This is a genomic window from Cupriavidus yeoncheonensis, from assembly GCF_905397275.1.
In the GTDB taxonomy this organism is placed as follows: domain Bacteria; phylum Pseudomonadota; class Gammaproteobacteria; order Burkholderiales; family Burkholderiaceae; genus Cupriavidus; species Cupriavidus yeoncheonensis.
Genome location: NZ_CAJPUY010000026.1, coordinates 35,285 through 55,910, shown reverse-complemented (window position 1 = coordinate 55,910; position 20,626 = coordinate 35,285). Strand labels below are relative to the sequence as shown.

The 20,626-nt window shown below is 67.8% G+C and carries 18 protein-coding genes; 7 read left to right on the top strand and 11 right to left on the bottom strand.

All coding sequences use genetic code 11. From position 1 onward, the window contains the following. Positions 1 to 27: 27 nt before the first annotated feature. Positions 28 to 513 carry a SixA phosphatase family protein gene (locus KHO22_RS27560; RefSeq protein WP_211950351.1) on the bottom strand — a complete coding sequence of 162 codons (486 nt, stop codon included), beginning with the start codon at positions 511 to 513 and terminating at the stop codon, positions 28 to 30. 235 nt (positions 514 to 748) lie between these two features. After that, a complete protein-coding gene (locus KHO22_RS27555) occupies positions 749 to 2,140 on the bottom strand; it encodes an FAD-dependent oxidoreductase (RefSeq protein ID WP_211950350.1) in 1,392 nt (463 codons plus the stop codon). Between the two features lie 564 nt (positions 2,141 to 2,704). On the opposite strand from KHO22_RS27555, the gene fur reads away from it, so the two are divergent. Both fur and KHO22_RS27545 read left to right on the top strand, forming a co-directional pair. After that, the gene (fur, locus tag KHO22_RS27550; RefSeq protein ID WP_211950349.1) at positions 2,705 to 3,145 is read left to right on the top strand and encodes a ferric iron uptake transcriptional regulator; all 441 of its coding nucleotides are present in this window, start codon (positions 2,705 to 2,707) and stop codon (positions 3,143 to 3,145) included. 30 nt (positions 3,146 to 3,175) lie between these two features. Further along, the gene (locus KHO22_RS27545; RefSeq protein WP_211950348.1) at positions 3,176 to 3,427 is read left to right on the top strand and encodes a hypothetical protein; all 252 of its coding nucleotides are present in this window, start codon (positions 3,176 to 3,178) and stop codon (positions 3,425 to 3,427) included. A gap of 3 nt (positions 3,428 to 3,430) precedes the next feature. On the opposite strand, the gene KHO22_RS27540 is transcribed toward KHO22_RS27545, so the two are convergent. Next, positions 3,431 to 4,342, bottom strand: a complete 912-nt coding sequence (locus KHO22_RS27540; RefSeq protein ID WP_211950347.1) for a DMT family transporter — start codon at positions 4,340 to 4,342, stop codon at positions 3,431 to 3,433. Positions 4,343 to 4,829: 487 nt separating this feature from the next. Between KHO22_RS27540 and KHO22_RS27535 the strand changes: the two genes are divergently transcribed. After that, positions 4,830 to 5,150 (top strand): PadR family transcriptional regulator, encoded by a 321-nt coding sequence (locus KHO22_RS27535; protein WP_211950346.1) that lies wholly within the window; start codon positions 4,830 to 4,832, stop codon positions 5,148 to 5,150. A 165-nt stretch (positions 5,151 to 5,315) separates the two neighbouring features. Here KHO22_RS27535 and KHO22_RS27530 read toward each other — a convergent pair whose 3' ends face one another. The 4 genes from KHO22_RS27530 to KHO22_RS27515 form a co-directional block, all read right to left on the bottom strand. Beyond that, positions 5,316 to 6,338: a putative 2-aminoethylphosphonate ABC transporter substrate-binding protein gene (locus KHO22_RS27530; protein WP_211950345.1), complete on the bottom strand. Its 1,023-nt coding sequence runs from the start codon at positions 6,336 to 6,338 to the stop codon at positions 5,316 to 5,318. A 29-nt stretch (positions 6,339 to 6,367) separates the two neighbouring features. Next, positions 6,368 to 8,110: a putative 2-aminoethylphosphonate ABC transporter permease subunit gene (locus KHO22_RS27525; RefSeq protein ID WP_211950344.1), complete on the bottom strand. Its 1,743-nt coding sequence runs from the start codon at positions 8,108 to 8,110 to the stop codon at positions 6,368 to 6,370. Beyond that, complete coding sequence (locus KHO22_RS27520) at positions 8,107 to 9,201, bottom strand: putative 2-aminoethylphosphonate ABC transporter ATP-binding protein (protein ID WP_211950343.1); 1,095 nt, start codon at positions 9,199 to 9,201, stop codon at positions 8,107 to 8,109. Before KHO22_RS27520 ends, KHO22_RS27525 begins: the two co-directional genes overlap by 4 nt. Before the next feature lie 78 nt (positions 9,202 to 9,279). Continuing rightward, positions 9,280 to 12,555 (bottom strand): bifunctional diguanylate cyclase/phosphodiesterase, encoded by a 3,276-nt coding sequence (locus KHO22_RS27515; RefSeq protein ID WP_211950342.1) that lies wholly within the window; start codon positions 12,553 to 12,555, stop codon positions 9,280 to 9,282. A 281-nt stretch (positions 12,556 to 12,836) separates the two neighbouring features. Between KHO22_RS27515 and KHO22_RS27510 the strand changes: the two genes are divergently transcribed. After that, positions 12,837 to 14,828 (top strand): sensor domain-containing diguanylate cyclase, encoded by a 1,992-nt coding sequence (locus KHO22_RS27510; RefSeq protein ID WP_211950341.1) that lies wholly within the window; start codon positions 12,837 to 12,839, stop codon positions 14,826 to 14,828. Here the strand turns inward: KHO22_RS27510 and KHO22_RS27505 are convergent. Beyond that, positions 14,822 to 15,208, bottom strand: a complete 387-nt coding sequence (locus tag KHO22_RS27505; protein ID WP_211950340.1) for a hypothetical protein — start codon at positions 15,206 to 15,208, stop codon at positions 14,822 to 14,824. The two genes, KHO22_RS27510 and KHO22_RS27505, sit on opposite strands and share 7 nt — an antisense overlap. Before the next feature lie 267 nt (positions 15,209 to 15,475). Here KHO22_RS27505 and KHO22_RS27500 point away from each other — a divergent pair, with 267 nt between their 5' ends. After that, positions 15,476 to 15,826 carry a four-helix bundle copper-binding protein gene (locus KHO22_RS27500; RefSeq protein ID WP_211950339.1) on the top strand — a complete coding sequence of 117 codons (351 nt, stop codon included), beginning with the start codon at positions 15,476 to 15,478 and terminating at the stop codon, positions 15,824 to 15,826. A gap of 47 nt (positions 15,827 to 15,873) precedes the next feature. Here the strand turns inward: KHO22_RS27500 and KHO22_RS27495 are convergent, their stop codons facing one another. Further along, a complete protein-coding gene (locus KHO22_RS27495; RefSeq protein WP_211950338.1) occupies positions 15,874 to 16,770 on the bottom strand; it encodes a LysR family transcriptional regulator in 897 nt (298 codons plus the stop codon). Positions 16,771 to 16,893: 123 nt separating this feature from the next. Between KHO22_RS27495 and fumC the strand changes: the two genes are divergently transcribed. Both fumC and KHO22_RS27485 read left to right on the top strand, forming a co-directional pair. Continuing rightward, on the top strand, positions 16,894 to 18,300 hold the full coding sequence (gene fumC / locus KHO22_RS27490; protein ID WP_211950337.1) for a class II fumarate hydratase: 1,407 nt from the start codon (positions 16,894 to 16,896) through the stop codon (positions 18,298 to 18,300). Between the two features lie 73 nt (positions 18,301 to 18,373). Continuing rightward, the gene (locus KHO22_RS27485; RefSeq protein WP_211950336.1) at positions 18,374 to 19,321 is read left to right on the top strand and encodes a pseudouridine-5'-phosphate glycosidase; all 948 of its coding nucleotides are present in this window, start codon (positions 18,374 to 18,376) and stop codon (positions 19,319 to 19,321) included. A 45-nt stretch (positions 19,322 to 19,366) separates the two neighbouring features. Here KHO22_RS27485 and KHO22_RS27480 read toward each other — a convergent pair whose 3' ends face one another. Both KHO22_RS27480 and KHO22_RS27475 read right to left on the bottom strand, forming a co-directional pair. After that, positions 19,367 to 19,555, bottom strand: coding sequence for a hypothetical protein (locus KHO22_RS27480; protein WP_211950335.1), 189 nt, complete (start codon positions 19,553 to 19,555; stop codon positions 19,367 to 19,369). A 67-nt stretch (positions 19,556 to 19,622) separates the two neighbouring features. Beyond that, the gene (locus KHO22_RS27475; protein ID WP_211950334.1) at positions 19,623 to 20,570 is read right to left on the bottom strand and encodes a LysR family transcriptional regulator; all 948 of its coding nucleotides are present in this window, start codon (positions 20,568 to 20,570) and stop codon (positions 19,623 to 19,625) included. Positions 20,571 to 20,626: the final 56 nt, after the last annotated feature.

Here is a 20,626-nt window from a genome sequence, read left to right as displayed (position 1 = left end):
GACCAGAGTGTTCCGACTCGCGTCGAGTTACGTTTTCGGGGAGTACAGGGTCACTTTCGATGGGGTGATTTCCCCTACGTGCCCCCACGCCTTCGTGTCGTAGTGGAATTCCGCGACCGCGCAGGTGGGCATGTCGGTGATCTCGCCCGACAGGCGATGCGCGAGGTCGGTGAACTCGGGGTTGTGGCCGCACAGCATCACACCGTCCAGTTCGTTATCAAGCGCATGAACGACGGCCAGCAGATTGACCACGCTGCTGGCATACAAGGAATCATCGATCACGATGTCCTGGTATGCATAGCCGATCTGGTCGGCGATCAGTTGCGCCGTCGTCAGCGCACGCACGGCCGGACTCGACACGATCAGACGAGGCTTCGACTTGCGGCCGGCCATGCGCTTGCCCATGGCGGCGGCATCGTGCCGACCGCGATCATTGAGGGGGCGCTCCCGGTCCGGCAAGGAGGGATCGTCGCGACTCGATTTGGCATGCCGGACGAGAAAGAGGGTCTTCATGGTCCATCCTGGTCCAGAGGGTTCGTTCTTGATTTCCGCGCGCAATTGCGCGCATCAGCGCAACAGCTGACGGCGGCTGACCTGGCCGCCACGCTGGCCCCATGGTGAACCGGGATCGCAGGCTCGTCCAGTGCCGGATGACGGTCCGGCATGACCGTGGCAGTCATGTTCCATGCCGCAGGCAGCGGCGCCGGGGTTAGCGCCGGGGTTAGCGCCGTACTGGCACCACCTGCCCTCAGGCCACCTTGTCGGCCTTGCCGGCGGCTTGCGCGAAGCGGGCCAGGAACTTGTCGAGCAGGAATGGTTCCGCGTGGCGATCTTCGGCGTTTTCCTTGCGGCGAATCGCGTTGCGTACCAGCAGCGACCCAAGGTAACGCACCGGCTCGGGAGGGAATTGTCCACGCGGGCCCCTGGCAAGGCCGGAGCGCGTCCAGGCATTGTCCTCGCCCAACGCCAGCGACGACAGCAGCTGGCCGCCCATATAGCTTGGCGCCACGCCATTGCCGGAATAACCGAAACCGTAGGAAATCGCGCGGTTTCCGTTCAGGTAACCGAAGAAGGGGAAGCCGGTCGCCGACCGGTCGGACGGGCCATTCCAGCTGGCGATCACCGGCACATCGCTCAGGGCGGGAAAGAACTCGCGCAGGCTGTGCGTGAGCATCGTCTCGTAGGGGGATGCCTGATTGAAGACCGGCACGATGCGCCCGCGGTAGGAGAACGTGTTGCCGCCTTTGCCAAGCATGAGGCGCCCGTCCCGGGTGGTGCGGTAGTAATAGACGAAGGTGCGCGAATCCAGCACCGACGTGCCATGATCCAGGCCGATGCTGGCCAGCAGGTCGGGACAGCGATCGGTCATGATCATGTCGCTCGACACGATGGCCACCGAGCGCTCGAACTGCGGGAACAGACCAGGCATCCAGGCATTGAGCGCCAGCACGATGTGGCCTGCTTCAACGCGCCCGCTCGGCGTCACGACCGCGGGACGCGCGGCATCGACCAGGGAGATCATGGGCGAGCGCTCATGGATGTCGATGCCCTGACTCAGCGCCACGCGGCGCAGGCCGCGGACCAGTTTTCCCGGGTGCACCGTGCCGGCCAGTGGTGAGAAAAAACCGGAGCGGTTGCGGGCGGAACCCGTTCGCGCGGCAACCTCGACGGTGCTCAGGCGCTGCCAGCTATTGAGCCCCCAGTCCTCCAGCGCCTGCACGACCGGATCGAGCTGACCTTCCTGGGCGGGATTGGTGGCGGTATAGATGGTGCCGTCCATGCGCAGTTCGGCGTCGATCCCATGCGTGCGGCAGAACTCCGCAATAGCGGGGACCGCATCCTCGGACGCCCGTATCAGCCGCATGGCTTCGGTTTCACCGAACAGGCGGGCCAGCGTAAAGAGCTTGGTGGACCAGGTCAGCATGCAGCCGCCGTTGCGTCCGCTTGCCCCAGCCCCACAAATGTCGGCTTCGAGGATCGTGATTTTCAGGGACGGACGTTTTTGCCTGAGTTGCAGCGCGGTCCATAGCCCGGTGAAACCGCCGCCAACGATGCAAATGTCAGCCTGTCTGGTTCCGCGCAATGCGGGGGTGAGATCCGTATCACCAAGAAGGGCTTGTTCCAGCCAGAAGGGGCGCATGGATTCTTCCTAAGTTGGGAGGCCCCATCAAAATACAACATAACGCCACATATTGCCACAAAATGAAACATAGCCGATCGACCTTCTTGCCTTGAGTCCTTTTCCTGGAAAGGAATCCAACCGGCAGGCAAAAAACTTCGGAATCCCCCATTGTAATGAGATCGATTCCCATTTACTATGACATCACTGTCTGACGCAGCGGCAACGCACCAGACAGCCGGCCAGCCTGGCCCCGCCGCGGTACGCGGCGAACCGAGCGGGCCTGCCGGAGAGCATTTCCGGATCGTCGCCACCAGGCGGCATCCTGTTACCGACTTTTGTGGGGACCGCTCCGTAACGCGGAGCGTTTGGCAGTAGCCAGTCGCCGGATGGTCGGGAAAGCAACCAGACCCCGCTTTCCCGGCCGCGTCATCCGTCGACAAGCCAAGCCGCCTTTTTATTCCGCGCGCCGTGCAGCACGGCGCCACGTCCGGGACGCACCGCGAGGGCGTTCCGGACGTCTTCCAGCCTGATTTCAGCCGTTTTCCCAACGCCGTCCGCGGATGGCGCCCGCAGCCGCATGCCATGCCAACCGTGATGCCCGATCCTGCCCACCTCAAGCGCGCCGGCCTCAAGGCTACGTCGCCCCGCATGCGCGTCCTGGAGGTGTTCCGTACCTGCGAGCGCCGCCACCTGAGCGCCGAAGACGTCTACCGCATCCTGCTCTCGCAGGATGACGACGCCGGGCTCTCGACCGTGTACCGCGTGCTCAACCAGCTGGTCCAGGCCGAGATCCTGCTGCGCCACAGCTTCGAATCGGACCACGCCGTGTTCGAGCTCAACGAAGGCGGCCACCACGACCACCTGATCTGCATGACCTGCGGACGCGTCGAGGAATTCCGCGACGAGAGGATCGAACAGCGCCAGCGCCAGGTGGCGGCCGACAACGACTTCGCGCTGCGCGAGCACATGCTGGTCCTGTATGGCATCTGCCCGGAATGCCGGGCCGGAACGCCGGCCGGCTGACACGCGCGGCGCGACTTAGCGGAGCCGACCATGGCGCGACTGACCAAGCCCCTGTCCGAACTGAAGCGCCTGCTCAACTTTTGCCTGCGCCAGGAGCCGGGTTGCCAGGACTGCCAGTTGCACGCGCTGTGCGTGCATCGACCGGATCACACCGGCTGCAACTGGAGCGCAGAAGTGGATTTTCCCGAGCGCACCGAAGCCGATGCCGTGCGCAACCTGCGTCAGGCGCGGCGCGTGGTGATGCTGGTGCGCGAGCGCTACAACGTGGTGGCCGGCGCCTGAAGCTCAGCCGCGCGCAGGCTCGGGTTGCGGCTGCGGCCGGGTCGGGCGAAGCACCATCCACACTGCGCCGCCGATCAGTGCGCCACCCACCAGGTGCGCCCAGGACAGCGACTCGTGCAGGAACAGCGCGCCCCAGACAATGCCGAACGGCGGAATCAGGAACGTGACCGTCAGCGACCGCACCGGGCCCAGGTCCGCAATCAAGCGGTAATAGAGGATATAGGCCAGCGCGGTGCAGACCACGCCGAGCCCCAGCATGGCGGCCCACACGCCGGCGCCGGCATCGGGCAGCGTATTGTGCTGCGCCAGCGCGCCAAGGCTGAACGGCAGCAGGAACAGCGTGGCCCCGACCAGGCTGCCGGCGGCCACCTGGCGGCTGTCCAACCCGCCGCGTTCGGTGATCCAGCGCCGCGTCAGGAAACCGGCCAGCCCGTAGCAAGCCGTCGCCACCAGGCACGCGACCGCGCCGAGCAATACGTGCACGGAAAACGTCATTGGCCCGGTACGCGTGAGCACGGCCACGCCCGCCAGGCCCAGCACCACGCCGGCCGCCTTGGCGCGCGTCAGGCGCTCGGCAAAGAAAAGGGCGCCGATCAGCACGCCCATCAGCGGCGTCATCGCGTTGAACACGGCGGAGTATCCGGCCGGCAGCCAGAGCGCGGCGATGGAATACATGACGAATGGAATCCCAGAATTCACCACGCCCAGCGTGAGCACGGCCGGCCATTTGCCGCGCATGTCCCAACGCAAGCCGAGCATGGGCAGGCAGGCGGCAAGCGTGACCGCGCCAATCAGCACCCGCACGAAAGCGGTCGGCAATGGCCCCAGTACTGGCGCCCCGATACGGAGGAACAGGAAGCTGGCGCCCCAGAGAGCGGCCAGCGAGAGCAGGCGGACGAGATCGGCGGGTTTCATGATTGGGTGACGGCCATCGACATGGGCGGATTAGACGCCCGTGCCCCCTCCCGCCGCAAGCTGTTTTCGGACCTGTTCATCGAAACAGCGAAGCCGGCTTTCGCGGCAAAAATGAGGCCAAAAAATCACAAAAATTGGCGATTCATACTAGTTCATCGCGGAAATCTGCCGATCCGGTCGCATCCTCGCCACATGAGCTTGCAAGTAGCTTTCAGTCGCACCCCTCGGTAGAGGGGGACATGCGACAGGCACGTGACAATGGGACTTCGATCAAATTAAAATCTGGTCTGCGCCAGAGTTAATTGACCCCTCCGACGCATTCCCGACAAGCCGCCAGGATACTGGCGGCTTCTTTTTTGCCGCAAGCAGGCGCAAGCTTGGAATGCCGGCAGCCCAGGCAAGTTGCCATGAGGACCATGCGGTCGCGCATGCTTCACATTGTGAAACTTGCGTCAACCGGCCTCCCCCGTTCCGCGTTGCCTGCCACATGAAACGACAGTTCCTGGGCTTGCTCGCCCGTGTTTACGTCCTGCAGTTCGCCATGGAAGTCCCTGCGACCGTGGCCATGCTCGCAGAAATGCTGATGGAATATGGCTTCCAGGTCGATATCGGCACGGTACGGCCGCTGCTGCGTGCCTTGCAGATGGAAGGCTACCTGCAGAGCGTATTGCGCGACGGCATCGGCCGCGTCTACCTGCTCACCGAGCAGGGCCGTGAAGAATTGCGCGCCAGCCGAGAACGCATCGACGATCTGTACCGTCGCCTGCACGCGCCTGATGCGGAAACCACGGCCCCGAACCAGGCCTGAGTCCCTTCGCTCGCTTGCCACGCGTAGTTGCAGCCTGTCCTCGCGCCGGTAGCGTACCCATTTCTGCGCGTTGCGCGCGTGAATGATTGGTCGCCCAATCAGCAAGAAATGCGCTGGCCGGGCATATTCCCGGCCAGCGCATCCACACGTTCCCTGCCGCCGCGCCTACTTCTTCTCTGCCTTCCCTTCGTAGCGTTTGCTCCACTCGCCCAGAATACGATCGCGATTCGCGCTCGCCCACACAAAGTCATTCTTGATCAGCCGCTTCTCATAATCGGCCGGCAACAGCGCATCCGGCCTGGCAATGCCAGGAACGGCCAGCACGGCGAAGTTCTTCTCGTACAAACCCATGGCCTCGCGCGAGGCCGAGAAGTCGGCCAGCCTGCGCGCCGCCTCCAGGTTTTTCGTGCCCTTGATGATGGCCGTGGCCTCGATATCCCAACCCAGGCCTTCGCTCGGCAGCACGATATCGATCGGCGCGCCTTCCTTCTTTGACTTCATGGCGCGGTATTCAAACGCGATACCGATCGGGAACTCGCCCTGCGCGGCCATCTTGCAAGGCTTGGAGCCCGAGTGCGTGTACAGGCCGATGTTCTTGTGCAGGGCATCCATGTAGTCCCAGCCCTTCTTCTCGCCCATCATCTGCAGCCAGGCGCTGACGTCGAGGAAGCCGGTGCCCGACGAAGCCGGATGCGGCATCACGATCTTGCCCGCATACACCGGCTTGGCCAGGTCCGCCCAAGAGGTCGGCCTGGGCAATCCCTGCTTCTGCGCCTCGACGGTGTTGAAGCAGATCGCCGCGCCCCATACGTCCATGCCCACCCATGCCGGCGGGTTGGCCGCGCTGCGATACTGCGCGTCAATGGCGCCGAGGTTCTTTGGCGCGTACGGCTGGAGCATGCCTTCCTTGTCGAGGATGGCCAGGCTCGAGCCCGCCAGGCCCCACACGGCGTCGGCGCGCGGCGCGGCCTTTTCGGCCAGCAGCTTGGCCGTGACGATGCCCGTGGAATCGCGCACCCACTTGATCTCGATATCGGGGTTCGCCTTCTCGAACGCGGCCTTGTAGGCGGCGATCTGGTCGGCTTCCAGCGCGGTGTAGACCGTCAGCACGGTGGCGGCGTGGGCCTGGGCGGCGGCAAGCAGCGTAAATGCTGCCAACGCCGTGGCGGTACGGGTGAGGCGGAACATGGCTTCTCCTTCGGGGTATGCGGATAGGTTCAGGCTGGCCGGCGCCAGGCCTGCGTGCGGCGCAGCCAGCCGGCCGAGGCGGCGTGCAGCAGCAGCGCGGCCACGATGGCGGTCAGCAGGATCAGCGTCGACATGGCGGCCGCGGGCGCGGTGTCGCCGGCGTCGTCCATGTTCAGCACGGAAATCGCGGCGAGCACGGTGTCGGGGCTGTACAGGAAGATCACCGCCGACACCGTGGTCATCGACGACACGAACAGGTAGCGGAAGATGTCGAGGATGGCCGGCAGGCAGATCGGTACGGTCACGCGCCAGCACGTCACCAGCGGCGCGACGCCCAGCGACAGCGCGGCGGCTTCGAATTCGGTGTCGAGCTGGCGCAGCGCGGCGGCCGCGGTAAGGTGGCCGGTGGTGTAGAAGTGCGCGACGTTGCAGAGCACCAGCAGCGCCATGGTCCCGTAGAGCGCGTGCAAGGGGTTGTCCGGCGCATTGAAGAAGAACACGTAGCCCAGGCCCAGCACCAAGCCGGGTACCGCCATCGGCAGCAGGAAGCCTCCGCGCAGCAGCGCATGCAGCCACGCCGGCCCGCGCGTGCGCTCGGTCAGCCAGGCGCCCAGGAAGATGATCGCCGCGCCGGCGACGGCGCTCAGCAGCGACAGCTTCAGGCTGTTGCGATAGGCCAGCCAGCCGCCGCCGTCCATATTGTCGAAGTCATAGTGGCCCAGCGTGAGCTGCAGGTTGTACGGCCACAGCTTCACCAGCGACGCGCCCACCGCGGTAACCAGCACCGTCAGCAGCGCCGCACTGGCCGTTGCCACCACCAGCAGGCACACGGCATCGCGCATGCGGTCCGGCCCCGGCACATAAACCTGCGCGCGGCTGCTCATCTGCGCGCGCTGGCGGCGCTGCATGGCCATGTCCACGCCGAAGGTCAGCAGCGCCGGCAGCAACAGCAACATGCCGATCAGCGCGCCGGTCTCGAACTTCTGCTGCCCGACCACGGCCTTGTAGGCCTCCAGCGCCAGCACCGGATAGCCGCCGCCGACCACCTTGGGCACGCCGAAATCCGTGATGACGAGCGTCAGCACCAGGCACCCCGCGGCGAACAGCCCCTGGCGCGCGCCGGGCAGCGTCACCGTGCAGAAGGTGCGCCACGGGCTGGCGCCCATGGCGCGCGCGGCCTCGTAGAGCCGCCCATCGGCCAGCGAGAGCGTGGCGACCAGCACCATCAGCGCGTGCGGAAAGGTATAGAAGGCCTCGCCGAGCAGGATGCCCCAGAAACCATAGATGCCGCCTGCGCCAAAGGCGTGCTTGAAGATCCCCTGGTTGCCGAACAGATACACCAGCGCGATGGCCGGAAGCAGCGACGGCGCAAACAGCGGCAGCAGCGCGATGCCACGCCACAGCGGCCGTGCGGCGATGCGCGAGCGCTGCAGCGCATAGGCAAAACCGAAGGCCAGCGGCACGACCAGCGCCACCGTTGCCAGGGCGACTGCCACGCTGCGCCCCAGCAGCGGCAGGAAGTTGGGATTGGCCAGCAGCTCGGCCACGCGCGCACCAAGCGCCCAGCGCCCCGCGCCGTCGAACCAGGCTTGGCGGAACAGCGCCAGCAGCGGCAGCACCAGCGCCACGGCCACACCGGCCAGCCACAACCACTTCATCGCGGATGGCGCGCGATGGGCCACGCCCGCGCCCATCCCGCGGCGCGGTGCCGCGCCGTAGTGCGCCGGGCGGATGGCCGGCATGCCGGCGGTGTCGTGCGCGGCGCGGCTCATGCGAACACCCGCAGCGCCGCCGCCGGCAGTGAGATCCAGAATTTCTGCGTGCCCGCGCCGGGCAGCAGGTGGCGCTCCGAGCGCGGCACGTCGGCGAACAGGATCATGCCCGGCAGGCGCTCGGCCTCCAGCGCCACGCGGTAGCGGCTGCCCAGGAAGGTATGGTCCACCACGCGGGCCAGCAGCCGGTTGGCGTCGCCGTCGGCGGCGTTCAGGCGCACGGCCTCGGGGCGGCAGCACACGCGCCCGGACTCCGGCATGCCGTCGGGCGATGCCACCTCCAGGTCGACGGCGAAGCTGCCGTCGCCCACCACGAAGCGGCCCGGGCCGCCGCGACGGCCGGGCAGCCAGTTGGCCTGCCCGACAAAGTTGGCGACGAAGGCCGAGGCGGGCTGCTCGTAGATCTGCGCGGGCGTGCCGGCCTGCACGATGCGTCCGCCGTCCATCACGGCGATGTGGTCGGCCATCGCCATGGCCTCTTCCTGGTCATGGGTGACCATGACCGTAGTGATGTTGAGCCGGCGCTGGAGCTGGCGAAGTTCGATGCGCAGGTGCTCGCGCACGCGCGCGTCCAGCGCCGACATGGGCTCGTCTAGCAGCAGCAGCGACGGCGCGGGCGCCAGTGCGCGGGCCAGCGCCACGCGCTGCTGCTGCCCGCCGGATAGCTGGCCGGGGTATTTGTGCTCGCTGCCAGGCAGCCCGATCAGGTCGAGCATTTCCGCGACGCGCGCATCGCGGTGCGCCCGACCCATGCCGCGACCATGCAGGCCATACGCCACATTGGCGGCCACCGTCAGGTTGGGAAACAGCGCGTAGGACTGGAACAGGATGCCGTAGCCGCGCGCCTGCGGCGGCAGTCTGGTCAGCTCGCGCCCACCGGCATGGACGCGGCCGGCGTCCTGGCGCTCCAGGCCCGCGATGATGCGAAGCAGCGTGCTCTTGCCACAGCCCGAGGGGCCCAGCAGGCACAGCAATTCACCCTGCCCGACCGACAGCGAGACGCCATCCAGCGCAGCAAAAGCGCCAAAGCGCTTGCTGATGTCTTCTACCGCCAGGAATACCCGGCCCTCCCCGGGCTTGCCTGCCTGCATCACGCCATCTCCGCGAATCCATCTGAACGGATGCCAGCATAGGCAGGCGATATGCCAGGCGTGTGGCAGAACGGCAAACTATTCCGATGGGGCTATCGGCTGATTTTTGGGTTCGGTGCCGGGTTCGCCCGATTCGACGTCGGTTGCGGCGTTGGCTGCGGCGTCGGCTTCGCGCCAGGCATCGGCCGGCAGCATGCGCTCGAAGCCGCTGTCGAGTACCTCGCGCAGGGTCTCGGGGCCCACCGCGCGGCAGAACAGGTAACCCTGCAGCGCATCGCAGCCCTGCTCGCGCAGGAACCTGAACTGCGCCATGCTTTCCACGCCCTCGGCCACGACCTTGAGGTGCAACTGGTGGCCGAGCGCGATGATCGCCGCCGCCACGACCTGGTCATGCCCGGGCGTGGCTACGTCGTCGACGAAGGATTTGTCGATCTTGAGCCGGTTGATCGGCAGCCGCGTCAGGTAGTGCAGGCCCGAGTAACCGGTGCCGAAGTCGTCGATCGAGATCTGCACGCCGAGTTCGCGCAGCCGGCGGAAGGTGTCGATGGTGGTCTCGCCGCCATCGACCAGGATCCCCTCGGTCACCTCGATGGTCAGGCTGGCCGGCGGCAGCCCGCTCTGCTCCAGGCAGCGCGCGACCACGTCGGGAAACCCGGCCTGGCGCAACTGCAGCGGCGAGATGTTCACGGCCACCTCGATCTCGCGGCCCAGCGCAGCGCGCAGCGCCTGGATATCGTGGCAGGCCGTGGCCAGTGCCCATTCGCCGAGCGCGCCGATCAGGCCGCATTGCTCGGCAATGGGGATGAACTCGGCCGGCGACATCGTGCCGCGCTCCGGCGTCTGCCAGGCGATCAGCGCCTCCACGCCGGCCACGGCCAGCGTGGTGGTATCGACGATGGGCTGGTAGCGCAGGTTGAACTCCTGTGCGTCGAGCGCCCGGCGCAGCAGGCCCTCGATGGTGAGGCGTGCCAGGGCCGCTTCTGCCATCTCGCTGGCAAAGCGGCGCTGTTGCGCGCGGCCGCCCTGCTTGGCAGCGTACAGGGCGGCATCGGCCGACTTGAGCAGGTCCGTCAGCGATTCGCCATCGGTCGGGAACATCGCGATGCCAAGCGATGGCGTCACCCGCAGCCGCTGCCCGTCGATGTCGAGTTCCTCGGACACCCGCGCCAGGATCTTCGAGGCGGCCAGCTCGGCCTCGCTGTCCTGGCGCAGTCCGCTCAGCACCACGGCGAACTCGTCGCCACCCATGCGCGCGACCAGGTCGCCCGGACGCACGGCGGCCTTGAGGCGGTCGGCAATTGTACGCAGCACGTCGTCGCCGACCGGATGGCCCAGCGAATCGTTGATGTGCTTGAAATGATCGAGATCGAGCAGCAGCAGGGCCACGCGCTCGCCGTGGCGCCGTGCGTGCAGCAGCAGCGCTTCGCAGCGCTCGGTCAGCTCGGCGCGGTTGGGCAGGCCGGTCAGCGCGTCATGCAGCGCCAGGTGGCGGATGTACTCGTCCACGCGGTGGCGTTCGGTCAGGTCGCAGGCAATGGCCTGGTACTCGCGCGGCTGCCCGTCTTCGGCGGGCAATATGCGCAACGTCACCTGCACCGGCACGCGCGAGCCGCCCTTGCGCACCCATGTCCATTCGCGCTCGTCGACCAGCCCGAGGCGGGCCTTGGCCACCAGCGCCGGCAGCCCGGGCGCGACGGCTTCCCCGAGTTCGCGCGTCAGCTCGCGCGCGCGTTCGGCCAGCTCATCGGCCACATGCAGGTCGGCGTAGCGCATGCCGGCGACCAGCCCGGGATCGGGATACCAGAGCAGGTGCTGGCCCGCACGGTTGATGCCGGTGATGCACCCGTCTTCATCGAAGGTGATGACGCACATGGGCGCGTGGTCGGCCAGGCTCGCATAGCGGCCGGCCTGCACGGCAGCCTGCTGGCGCGCCCGCCACAGTTCATCCAGGTCGGTCAGGATCCAGAGCGAGCGCGCGGGCTCGCCGGAACCGTTGCCGGGCAGACGCGCCATGCCGGCCCGCAGCGGGAAACGGCTGCCGTCGGCGCGCACGCCCTCCAGCTCGCGCTGGGCCGACGCCCGCCCGGACCGCGCGACCGACGCCATCGCAATGCCGGCAACCCCCGGCACCAGCCCGGCCAGCGCCCGGCCCTGCAGGTCCTCGGCACTGGTGCCGAAGAACTGCGCGGCGCGTGCGCTCGCGCTGGTCACGCTGCCCTCGGCATCGGTCACCAGGAATCCGTCCGCGGCTAGCGCCATGCAGGCCTGCAGCATGGCCTGGTCGGCCTCGCGGCGGCTGTCGGCCGCTGCGGCGTCCTGCCGGGCGGCTTGCCGCTGGCGAGCCAGCGCAAAGGTCAGCAGCGTCACCAGCAGCGTGGCCAGCGCGCCGGCGGCGGCAACCATGCGGGCACGGTCGTTGCCGTGGGCCGCTTCGAATGCCGGGCGGGACGCCGCGCGCAGCGTCCAGGTCCGTCCGCCGTAGTCGAACTGGCGTTCGGCGGCGAGCATGGGCAGATGGCCGTCGTCGCGGCGCTCGCCGTCGGTGAGATCGCCGGACACGAGCCTGCCGCGCGCGCTGGCAGGGCCCTCCTGGAGCGCAAGCACCAGTTCGCTGGCGGCACGACCCGTGACGCTGCGCATCAGGTCGCCCAGGCGCAGCGACGCGAAGACATAGCCGATGACCGCCGCGCGCCGGTCCTCGGCGTTGCCAAACGCCTCGCCGCCGCCATACACGGGCAGGACCACCAGCGCGCCAAGCTGGTGCGTCGGCGATTCGGCCTCGCGAATCAGCTCCAGTCCGCCGGTGGCGCGCGGCTCGCCGCTGTCGCGGGCGGCCTCCAGCGCGGCGCGGCGCGCCGGCTCGGACAGCAAGTCGAAGCCCAGCACGCGGGCGTTGCGCCCGGCCGGCGGCTCGATATAGAAGACGGGCACGTAGAGATCGCGCCCCCCCGCCGGGGTAATGCTGAAATCGGACAGGCCGTCGCGGCGGGCGGCGGCAGTCAGGCGGCCCACGCCGTCGCGCCGGACCACCGGGGCATAGCCGACGGATTGCGTGCCGGGGGGCAGCTCGTCGAGCTGCGCCGCGTACAGGTAGTTGCGCCACTGGGCTCGCGACGTGGCCGGGTTGGCCGTCATCAGCGCCGCCATGCCACGCAGCAACTGGTCGTTCTCATGCAGCCGCGCGCGCAGCGCGACCGTGGCATCGGCCAGCAGCGCCTCGAAACGCTGTTGCGCCAGGCGCTGCTCGGGTTGCGCCGCCTGCCGCCAGGCGGCGGCCGTCAACAGCGCGCCGCCCGCGGTAACCAGAAGCGCGAGCAACACGGGCACGGCGGACGACGGCAAACGCAGTTTCATGGCGGACGGGGTTCGTGGGTTGCCGCGCGGCGCGCGCCCGCGCCTTGCAGGCAACGGGGACTATACCTTGGCGCGCCGCATGCGCACAGTCCCGCACCGCACCCGTCTCCCGATGGGAGGGGAGAGCCGCCGGCAAGTTGGCAATGTCAACCCCCGCACATTGCCGACCTGCCGTGACCCCGCCGGGTATGGTAGGGTTGTGCCGCAGGCGTTCCGCCGTGCGCCCCGCCTGCCCGGACCCGGCCCCGCGCGGCAAGCCGAATTCCGAACATCGCCCCCGCATGCCCGTCCTCTTGCCCACGCTGAAAGCGCGTATCGCGTTGATCACCACGGTACTGGCCGCGGTGTTCGGCACGGGCATCGTGCTCACGTCGCTGTACGCGGTGCACCGCGACCTGCATGACGTGCTCCAGGACGAGCAGGACTCGATCGTCAAACTGTCCGCGGACCAGCTCGACACTGCCATGGAAGACCGCATCCTGCTGCTGACGCAGCAGGCCGGGCAGCTTGGCGGCCTGCTTGCCACGGCGCGCAGCGCGCAGGCGCACAGCGCGCTGACCCAGGCACTGGCGCAGGTCCGACGTGCCGTTCCCATTCCCGGCGCGTTCAACGGCCTGATGGTGGTCGACGCGCGCGGCACCGCGCTGGGCGACGGCGGCATGCTCGCCGAAGTCGGCGACCGCAGCTACTTCCGCGAAGCGGCACGCACGCGCACGCCGGTAATCAGTCCACCGATCCGGGCGCGCACCAATGACCGCTTCGGCGTGATCGTGGCGGTGCCGGTCATTTCGGCGCAAGGGCAGTTTGCCGGTCTGGTGGGCGGCTGGCTCGACCTGTCGAGCTCGAACTTTCTCGTGGAGGTGCTGCACAACCGGCTGGGGACCACTGGCTTCTACTGCCTGGTCTCGTCGGGCAGCCGCCCGGTCTACGTGCAGCATCCCGACCCGGCGCAGGCGCGCCAGCCCGCCCGCGCCATCGGCGATACCTGCGGCCAGGACGACCGCGCCGCGCTGTTCGAATTCCTGACGCCAACGCGCCCCGTGGTCTCGCGCTACCTGATGTCGACCACGGGCTGGGAACTCGTGGCACTGCTCCCCGCGCGCGAGGCCTACACGCCGCTGCACCACATGCAGGAGCGCCTGCTGATGCTGACGGGGCTGGCGCTCTTGCTGGTGGCCGCGTCCATCTGGCTGGCCGTGCGCCACCTGCTGGCGCCGCTGACGCGGCTGCATGAGGTGGTCAGGGACAGCACCTCCGACCTGTCCGCCTTCGAACGCCTGCCCGAGCGGCAGCAGCGCGACGAGATCGGCGACCTGGCGCGCGCGTTCACCCGCCTCATGCGCGACGTGCGCGACCGGCGCCACGAACTGGACCGCAGCGAGCGGCGCCTGCGCGCCGTGACCGACACGCTGCCGTCGCTGCTGGCCTTTATCGATACCGATGAGCGCTATGTGTTCAACAATGTCGCCTACGAACACACCTTCGGCATGACGCTGGAGGAACTGCGCGGCAAGACCGTGCGCGAGGTGCTGGGCGAAACGCGCTATGCCAGGGCCCAGCCCTTCCTGCAACGCGCGCTGGCGGGCGCCGTGGTGACCTTCGAGTCCGAAGACACCAATCCCGAATACCACTGCATGGAAACCAGCTACCGCCCCGAATGGAGCGCGGATGGCAGCGAAGTGGTCGGCGTGCATATCCACGTGCAGGACATTACGCCGCGCAAGCTCGAAACCATGCGCCTGTCGCATATTTCCAGCACCGACCACCTGACCCAGCTATTGAACCGCAGCGCGTTCGAAAGCCGGCTGCAGCGCGCCATGGCGGACTGCCGCGAAACCGGCGGGATGATGGCGGTGCTGTACCTGGACATGGACCGCTTCAAGGCCGTCAACGACATCCACGGGCATGCCGCCGGCGACCTGCTGCTGCAGGCCTTTGCCAAGCGCGTGCTCGGCTGCGTGCGCAAGCAGGACGCGGTGGCGCGCGTCGGCGGCGACGAATTCGCGATCATCCTTGAATCCGTCGGCAGCGCGGCCGCGGCCCGCAGCGTGGCCACCGCCATCCTGTGCGCGGTGGGCCAGCGCTTTCACTTCGAAGGCATGTTCGCCGACGTCGACGTCAGCATCGGCGTAGCGCTGTATGACGGCGGCCCCATGCAGGACAGCGAGCTGCTGCGCCTGGCCGATGTGCTGCTGTACCGCGCCAAGAGCGCCGGCCGGGGCCGGTACGAGATCGGCCCGCCGCAACTGGTGACCGTCGACAGCGCTCAGTGAACCGTGCCGCGCGGTGTGCCACCGGCGCCGCCAGGCTCTTCGCCGCCATCGCTGCCTGGCTCATACGACACATGGCGGCCGTCGCTGGACTGGTAGCCCAGTTGCGCGTCGGCGCCGAGCATCTTCTGCCAGGCGATCATCGCCTCGGCCACGGCGTTCGACTCGCCCTTGAAGACCACCACATCGTTGCCGCAGGCCGGGCACTGTCCGCCAAAGACGGCGTCGATGCCGGGCAGCCCGGGCACGTCCAGCTCGTCAAATTCCTGGAATGCGGTCTTGCAGTTGCCGCAGACCAGTTGCGCCGGGCGCAAGGCCTCTTTCTTCGCACGCGCCTCTTCAGCCCGTTGCTGGGGCGTACCCCGTCTTTTTGCCTCGCCCATGATGTCCTTCCTTTCCCGCCACATGTGGAATGCCGCGTTTCCGATTAGAGCACGGCTTGGGGCGGCAAGTGCCGCTGCCATGGCCGTTACTGCGACCGGTTGTGCGGCGCAGGCGGCATTGTAGATCACTGCTGTGCAGCAAACCCGTCCCGGCAGGACGCGTCCGCGCCTGCTATTGTGGATAACGGTTGCCCGCGACTGTCGTTTCAGTCACCGCCGCGGGTTTCTGCCTGTCGCCGTCACCGACCCCCAAAGGAGGACGCTCACATGATCCGACCCACCGTGCAGGAAAACGCCCGCCGCTACGCCGACTGCATTGCCGCCTGCAATGCCTGCGCCGCCGCCGCGCTCAAGTGTGCCGCGGCTTGCCTGGAAGAATCCGACGTGCGCAGGATGGCGCGCTGCATCGCGCTGGACATGGACTGTGCCGGCATTGCGCAGCTAGCCGCGTCCTATATGCTGCGCAACAGCGAATTCGCCCCGCTGGTCTGCGAGGACTGCGCCGAAGTCTGCAAGTGGTGCAAGGAAGAATGCGAGCGGCACGATGCCGAACATTGCCAGGAGTGCGCGCGCGCCTGCGCGGCTTGCATGGAAGCCTGCCTCAAGATGACGGCCTAGCCGTCGACGTGCACCACGGGCCGGCGCCATCAAGGGTGCCGGCCACATCACTGAACGGCTGTCGCCCGGCCTGGCGTCTGCTGGCCGGCAGGTACCGCCATTGCGACAAAGGCGTCGATCAGCCGTGCGTCCCGGCGCTCGCGCAGGCAGTACAGGTACTCATGCAGCTGCGGCGCGCCGCCGGTGAAGCGCAGCACATGCAGATCCGGGTGGCTGGGCACTTCATGCAGCGCGATGACGGAGACGCCAAGGTTGCGTATCACGGCCTCGCGGATCGATTCACGGCTGCCGATTTCCATCTGTGATCCGGGCGAAATGTTGGCCTGCGCGAGCATCTGCTCGGTGGCGATGCGTGTCGTCGAGCCCGCTTCGCGCATCAGCAGGCGGCACCCCGCGAGCATGGCGGGCGTCACCTCCGCTTGCCCCGCCAGCGGATGGGTGCGATGCACCACCAGCACGAGCGGATCCACGCCAAGCAGCAGGCGCGACAGGCGCGGGTCGTCCACGCATTGGGACGACATGGCCACGTCCACGCGGTACTCCTGCAGGGCGTTGAGCACTTCCTGCGAATTGCCCATCTCGACCGTGACGTCGATGGCCGGGTAGCGCGCGCTGAAGCGCCGGATCAGGTCCAGCACGTAATACGGCGCGGTGGCGCCGATGCGCAGGCTGCCGGTGCGCAGGTCGCCTGAATGGCGCAGGAAGAAGTCGATCTCGGTTTCCTGCTGTACCAGCGCCTCGACCCTGGGCAGCAGCGCCAGCCCCGCATCGGACAGCGCCAGGCGCCTGCCGCCGCGATGGAACAGCTCGACGCCATAGGCCTCTTCCAGCGCGCGGATCTGCGCCGTGATGGTCGGCTGCGACAAGCCCAGGCGCTTGGCGGCCTGGGTCACGCTGCCAATGCGTGCCACCATGAAAAAGGACTTGAGCTGGGCGATAAGCATGCTGGTGGCAGGGGATTGACGAAGCTGCCGGACACAATGAAGCACTATTCTAAAGGACGGCCAGGGGCGGCCATGCCGCGCCACAGCCAGTCTCCCTCTCTCCCCGTTGCCAGGAGCTTGTCAATGTCCGCACCGTCTTCCTCCGCCACCCGCATCGAAAAAGACAGTCTCGGCGATGTGCCGGTACCCGCCGACCACCTGTGGGGCGCGCAGACCGAACGCTCGCGCCAGAATTTCCGCATCGGCAATGAAAAGATGCCGCCGGCGCTGATCGAAGCGTTCGCCATCCTCAAACTCTGCGCGGCGCGCGCCAACCGCGAACTGGACGTACTGCCCCAGGAACTGGCCGGCGCCATCGAACAGGCCGCCAGCGAAGTGATAGAAGGCCGCTGGCCGGACGAATTCCCGCTGTCGGTCTGGCAGACCGGTTCGGGCACCCAGACCAATATGAACCTCAACGAGGTCATCTCCAACCGCGCCATCCAGCTGCTCGGCGGCCAGGTGGGCAGCAAGAAGCCGGTGCACCCGAACGACCACGTCAACGCCAGCCAGTCGTCCAACGACAGCTTCCCCACCGCCATGCACATCGCCGCCACGCGCGCGATCCAGCAGAAGCTGCTGCCCGCGCTGGAGCTGATGCAGCAGACCTTCGCGCGCAAGGTGGACGAGTTCGCCGACATCGTCAAGGTCGGCCGCACGCACCTGCAGGACGCGGTGCCGCTAACCCTCGGCCAGGAGTTCTCGGGCTACTTGACGCAGGTGGCCGACGCGCAGTCGCGGCTGCAGCAGGCCATGCTGCGCGCGATGCCGGTCGCGCAGGGCGGCACGGCGGTGGGCACCGGCCTGAACGCGCCGCCGGGATTCGCCGCCGCGTTCGCGCGCGCGCTGGCCGACTACACCGGCCTGCCGTTCGAGCCGGCACCGAACCGCTATGCCCTGCAGGCCGCGCACGACGCGCTGGCCGACCTGTCCGGCGCGCTCAACACCACCGCGTCCTCGTTCCTGAAGATCGCGCGCGACTTCATGCTGCTCGGCTCCGGCCCGCGCGCGGGCTTTGCCGAGCTGCAGCTGCCGGCCAACGAACCGGGCTCGTCGATCATGCCGGGCAAGGTCAATCCCACGCAGGCCGAAGCGCTGGCCATGGTGTGCTGCCGCGTGATCGGCAACCACACCACGGTCACGCTGGCCAACGCGCTGGGCACGCTCGAACTCAATGCGTACAAGCCGGTGATCGTCTACAGCCTGCTGCAGTCGGTGACCCTGCTCGCCGATGCCGCGTCGAGCTTCGCCGAACACATGGTCGAAGGCGTGGCAGCCGACCGCGAGCGCATTGCCGAACTGCTCGAACGCTCGCTCATGCCCGTGACCGCGCTCAATCCGCATATCGGCTACGACAAGGCCGCCGAGATCGCCAAGCTGGCGGTCAAGCGCAACCTGTCGCTGCGCGAGGCGGCGATCGCGTCCGGCCACGTGACCGAGGAACAGTTTGCCGAATGGATTGACCTGAAGGGGATGACCAGAGAGGTGTAACAGCTGGCTTGAGGGGCCGGCCGACCGTCATGCCGGCCCGCGAGCCCGCTCCTCCCCCGCCGATAACATCGATATGGCTTCCCACCTCGCCCAATCCTGGCTGGCCTTCAGCGGACCCGTGGCGGCCGCGCGCGACGCCGGGCGCCCGCTGGTCGCGCTGGAATCGACCATCATCGCGCACGGCATGCCCTACCCGGAAAACGTGCGCACGGCACGCGAGGTGGAAGCCGTGATCCGCGGCCTGGGTGCCGAGCCCGCGACCATCGCGCTGATCGACGGGCGCATCCGCATCGGCCTGTCGGACGATGAACTCGAACGGCTCGGCCGTTCCGGCAAGGCGCACAAGGTGAGCCGCCGCGACCTGCCGGCCGTGCTGGCCAGCGGCGAGCTGGGTGCCACCACGGTGGCGGGCACGATGATCTGCGCGGCGCTGGCCGGCATCGAGGTCTTCGTGACCGGCGGCATCGGCGGCGTGCACCGCGGCGCGCAGGAGACCTTCGATATCTCGGCCGACCTGCAGGAACTGGCGCGGACTTCGGTGGCGGTGGTGTGCGCGGGCGCCAAGTCGATCCTCGACATCGGGCTCACGCTCGAGTATCTCGAAACCCATGGCGTGCCCGTGCTCAGTTGCGGACAGGACAACTTCGCGGCGTTTTACACGCGCGACAGCGGTTTTCGCGCGGACTACCGGCTGGACGATCCCGCCGGACAGGCGCGCTTTATCCGCACCAAATGGGATCTCGGCCTCGCGGGCGGCGTGCTGCTGAGCACGCCGGTGCCGGAAGCGGCGGCGATGCCGTCAGCGGACATCGATGCCTTGACGCAGCAGGCGCTCGATGAGGCGCGCGCGCAGGGCATCACGGGCAAGGCCGTGACGCCGTTCCTGCTGGCGCGCATCAAGGCGCTCACGGGCGGGCGCAGCCTGGCGACCAATATCGCGCTGGTGAAACACAATGCCGAAGTCGGGGCCCGGCTGGCGCTGGCACTGGCCCGGGCGGCACGCGGCGCCGGGCCGGCCTGAGTCCGGCCCGCCGCGTATCAGCGCCAACAGGCCGAAAGCTGCACTTCAGTCCTCCGCCTTCTCCGGCGGCAGCGCCTTGCCCAGCAGCTTGCCCAGCAGGCCGGTCTTGCCGGCGTTCTGCTGGCCCTTCGTCTTCGGCAAAGCGCCGGCGCGGTGGGCGCCTGCCTGCTTCATGCTGTTGGCAATCTTCAGGCCCTTGTTTTTTTCCAGGTCGGTTTTCTTCACGGACATCATCCCAGGAGTCGAGCCCCGCATTGTACGCAGGGCAGCCGGCCCGCGGGGCAAAGCGGGCGGTCGCGTCCTACTTGCCGAATTCGCTGAACTTCAGCGCCAGGAACTCCACGAAGAGCCGGATGCGCGACGACAGCTGGTGGCGCTGCTGGTACACGGCATAGATATTCGCCTCCGGTGTCGCGTACTGGGGCAGTACCTGCACCAGCCGGCCACTGCGCAGGTAGCGCTCGATGTCCCATTCCGCGCGCATCACGATGCCGTGCCCTTCCAGCGCCCAGTGCACCGCGATCTCGCCATCGTTCGTGGTGACGTTGCCGCGCACGTGGATCGACTCCGTGCGCGCCTTCGCGCCCTTGACCGGCGTCAGGCGCCATACGCCATAGGCATCGCTGCCCTGACGGATGCCGATGCAGTTGTGGCGCAACAGGTCCGACGGCGTCTGCGGCACGCCATGCTCGCGCAGGTACTTCGGCGACGCGCACAGCAGGCGCCGGTTGGGTGCCAGCAGCTTGGCGACGATGCGGGCATCGGGCGGCTCGCCAAAGCGCACGCAGACATCGAAAGCGTCTTCGGTCAGCGGCGGCGGGTCGGCCGACAGCTGGAGCTGCACATCGACGTCCGGGTACTTGCGGCTGTATGCCGAGATCACAGGCGCCACGTGCATGCGGCCGAAGCCCAGCGTGGCATTGACGCGCAGCAGGCCGCTGGGCCGGCCCTTGGCGCTGGTCAGCAACTGCTGCAGGTCGTCGATCTCGCCAAGGATGCGGCGCGCATGCTCCAGGAACACCTCGCCCTCGGGCGTCAGGCTCATGCGGCGCGTGGTGCGCGTCACCAGCGGCATGCCGATGCGCGACTCCATCTGCGCGAGCCGCTTGCTGACCGCCGCCGTGGAGATGCCCAGGTCCCGCGCGGCGGCGCTCAGGCTGCCGGCCGTGGCCACGGCAGCAAAGAAGCCCAGTTCCGACGGCTGGATACCGCGCTGGATTCCGGGCTGGATTCCGCTTGTCGAGTCCATTTCGCTGTTAACCCAAAGTTAATAATGGTTTAACTCTAGCGCCGATCCAAAACCTC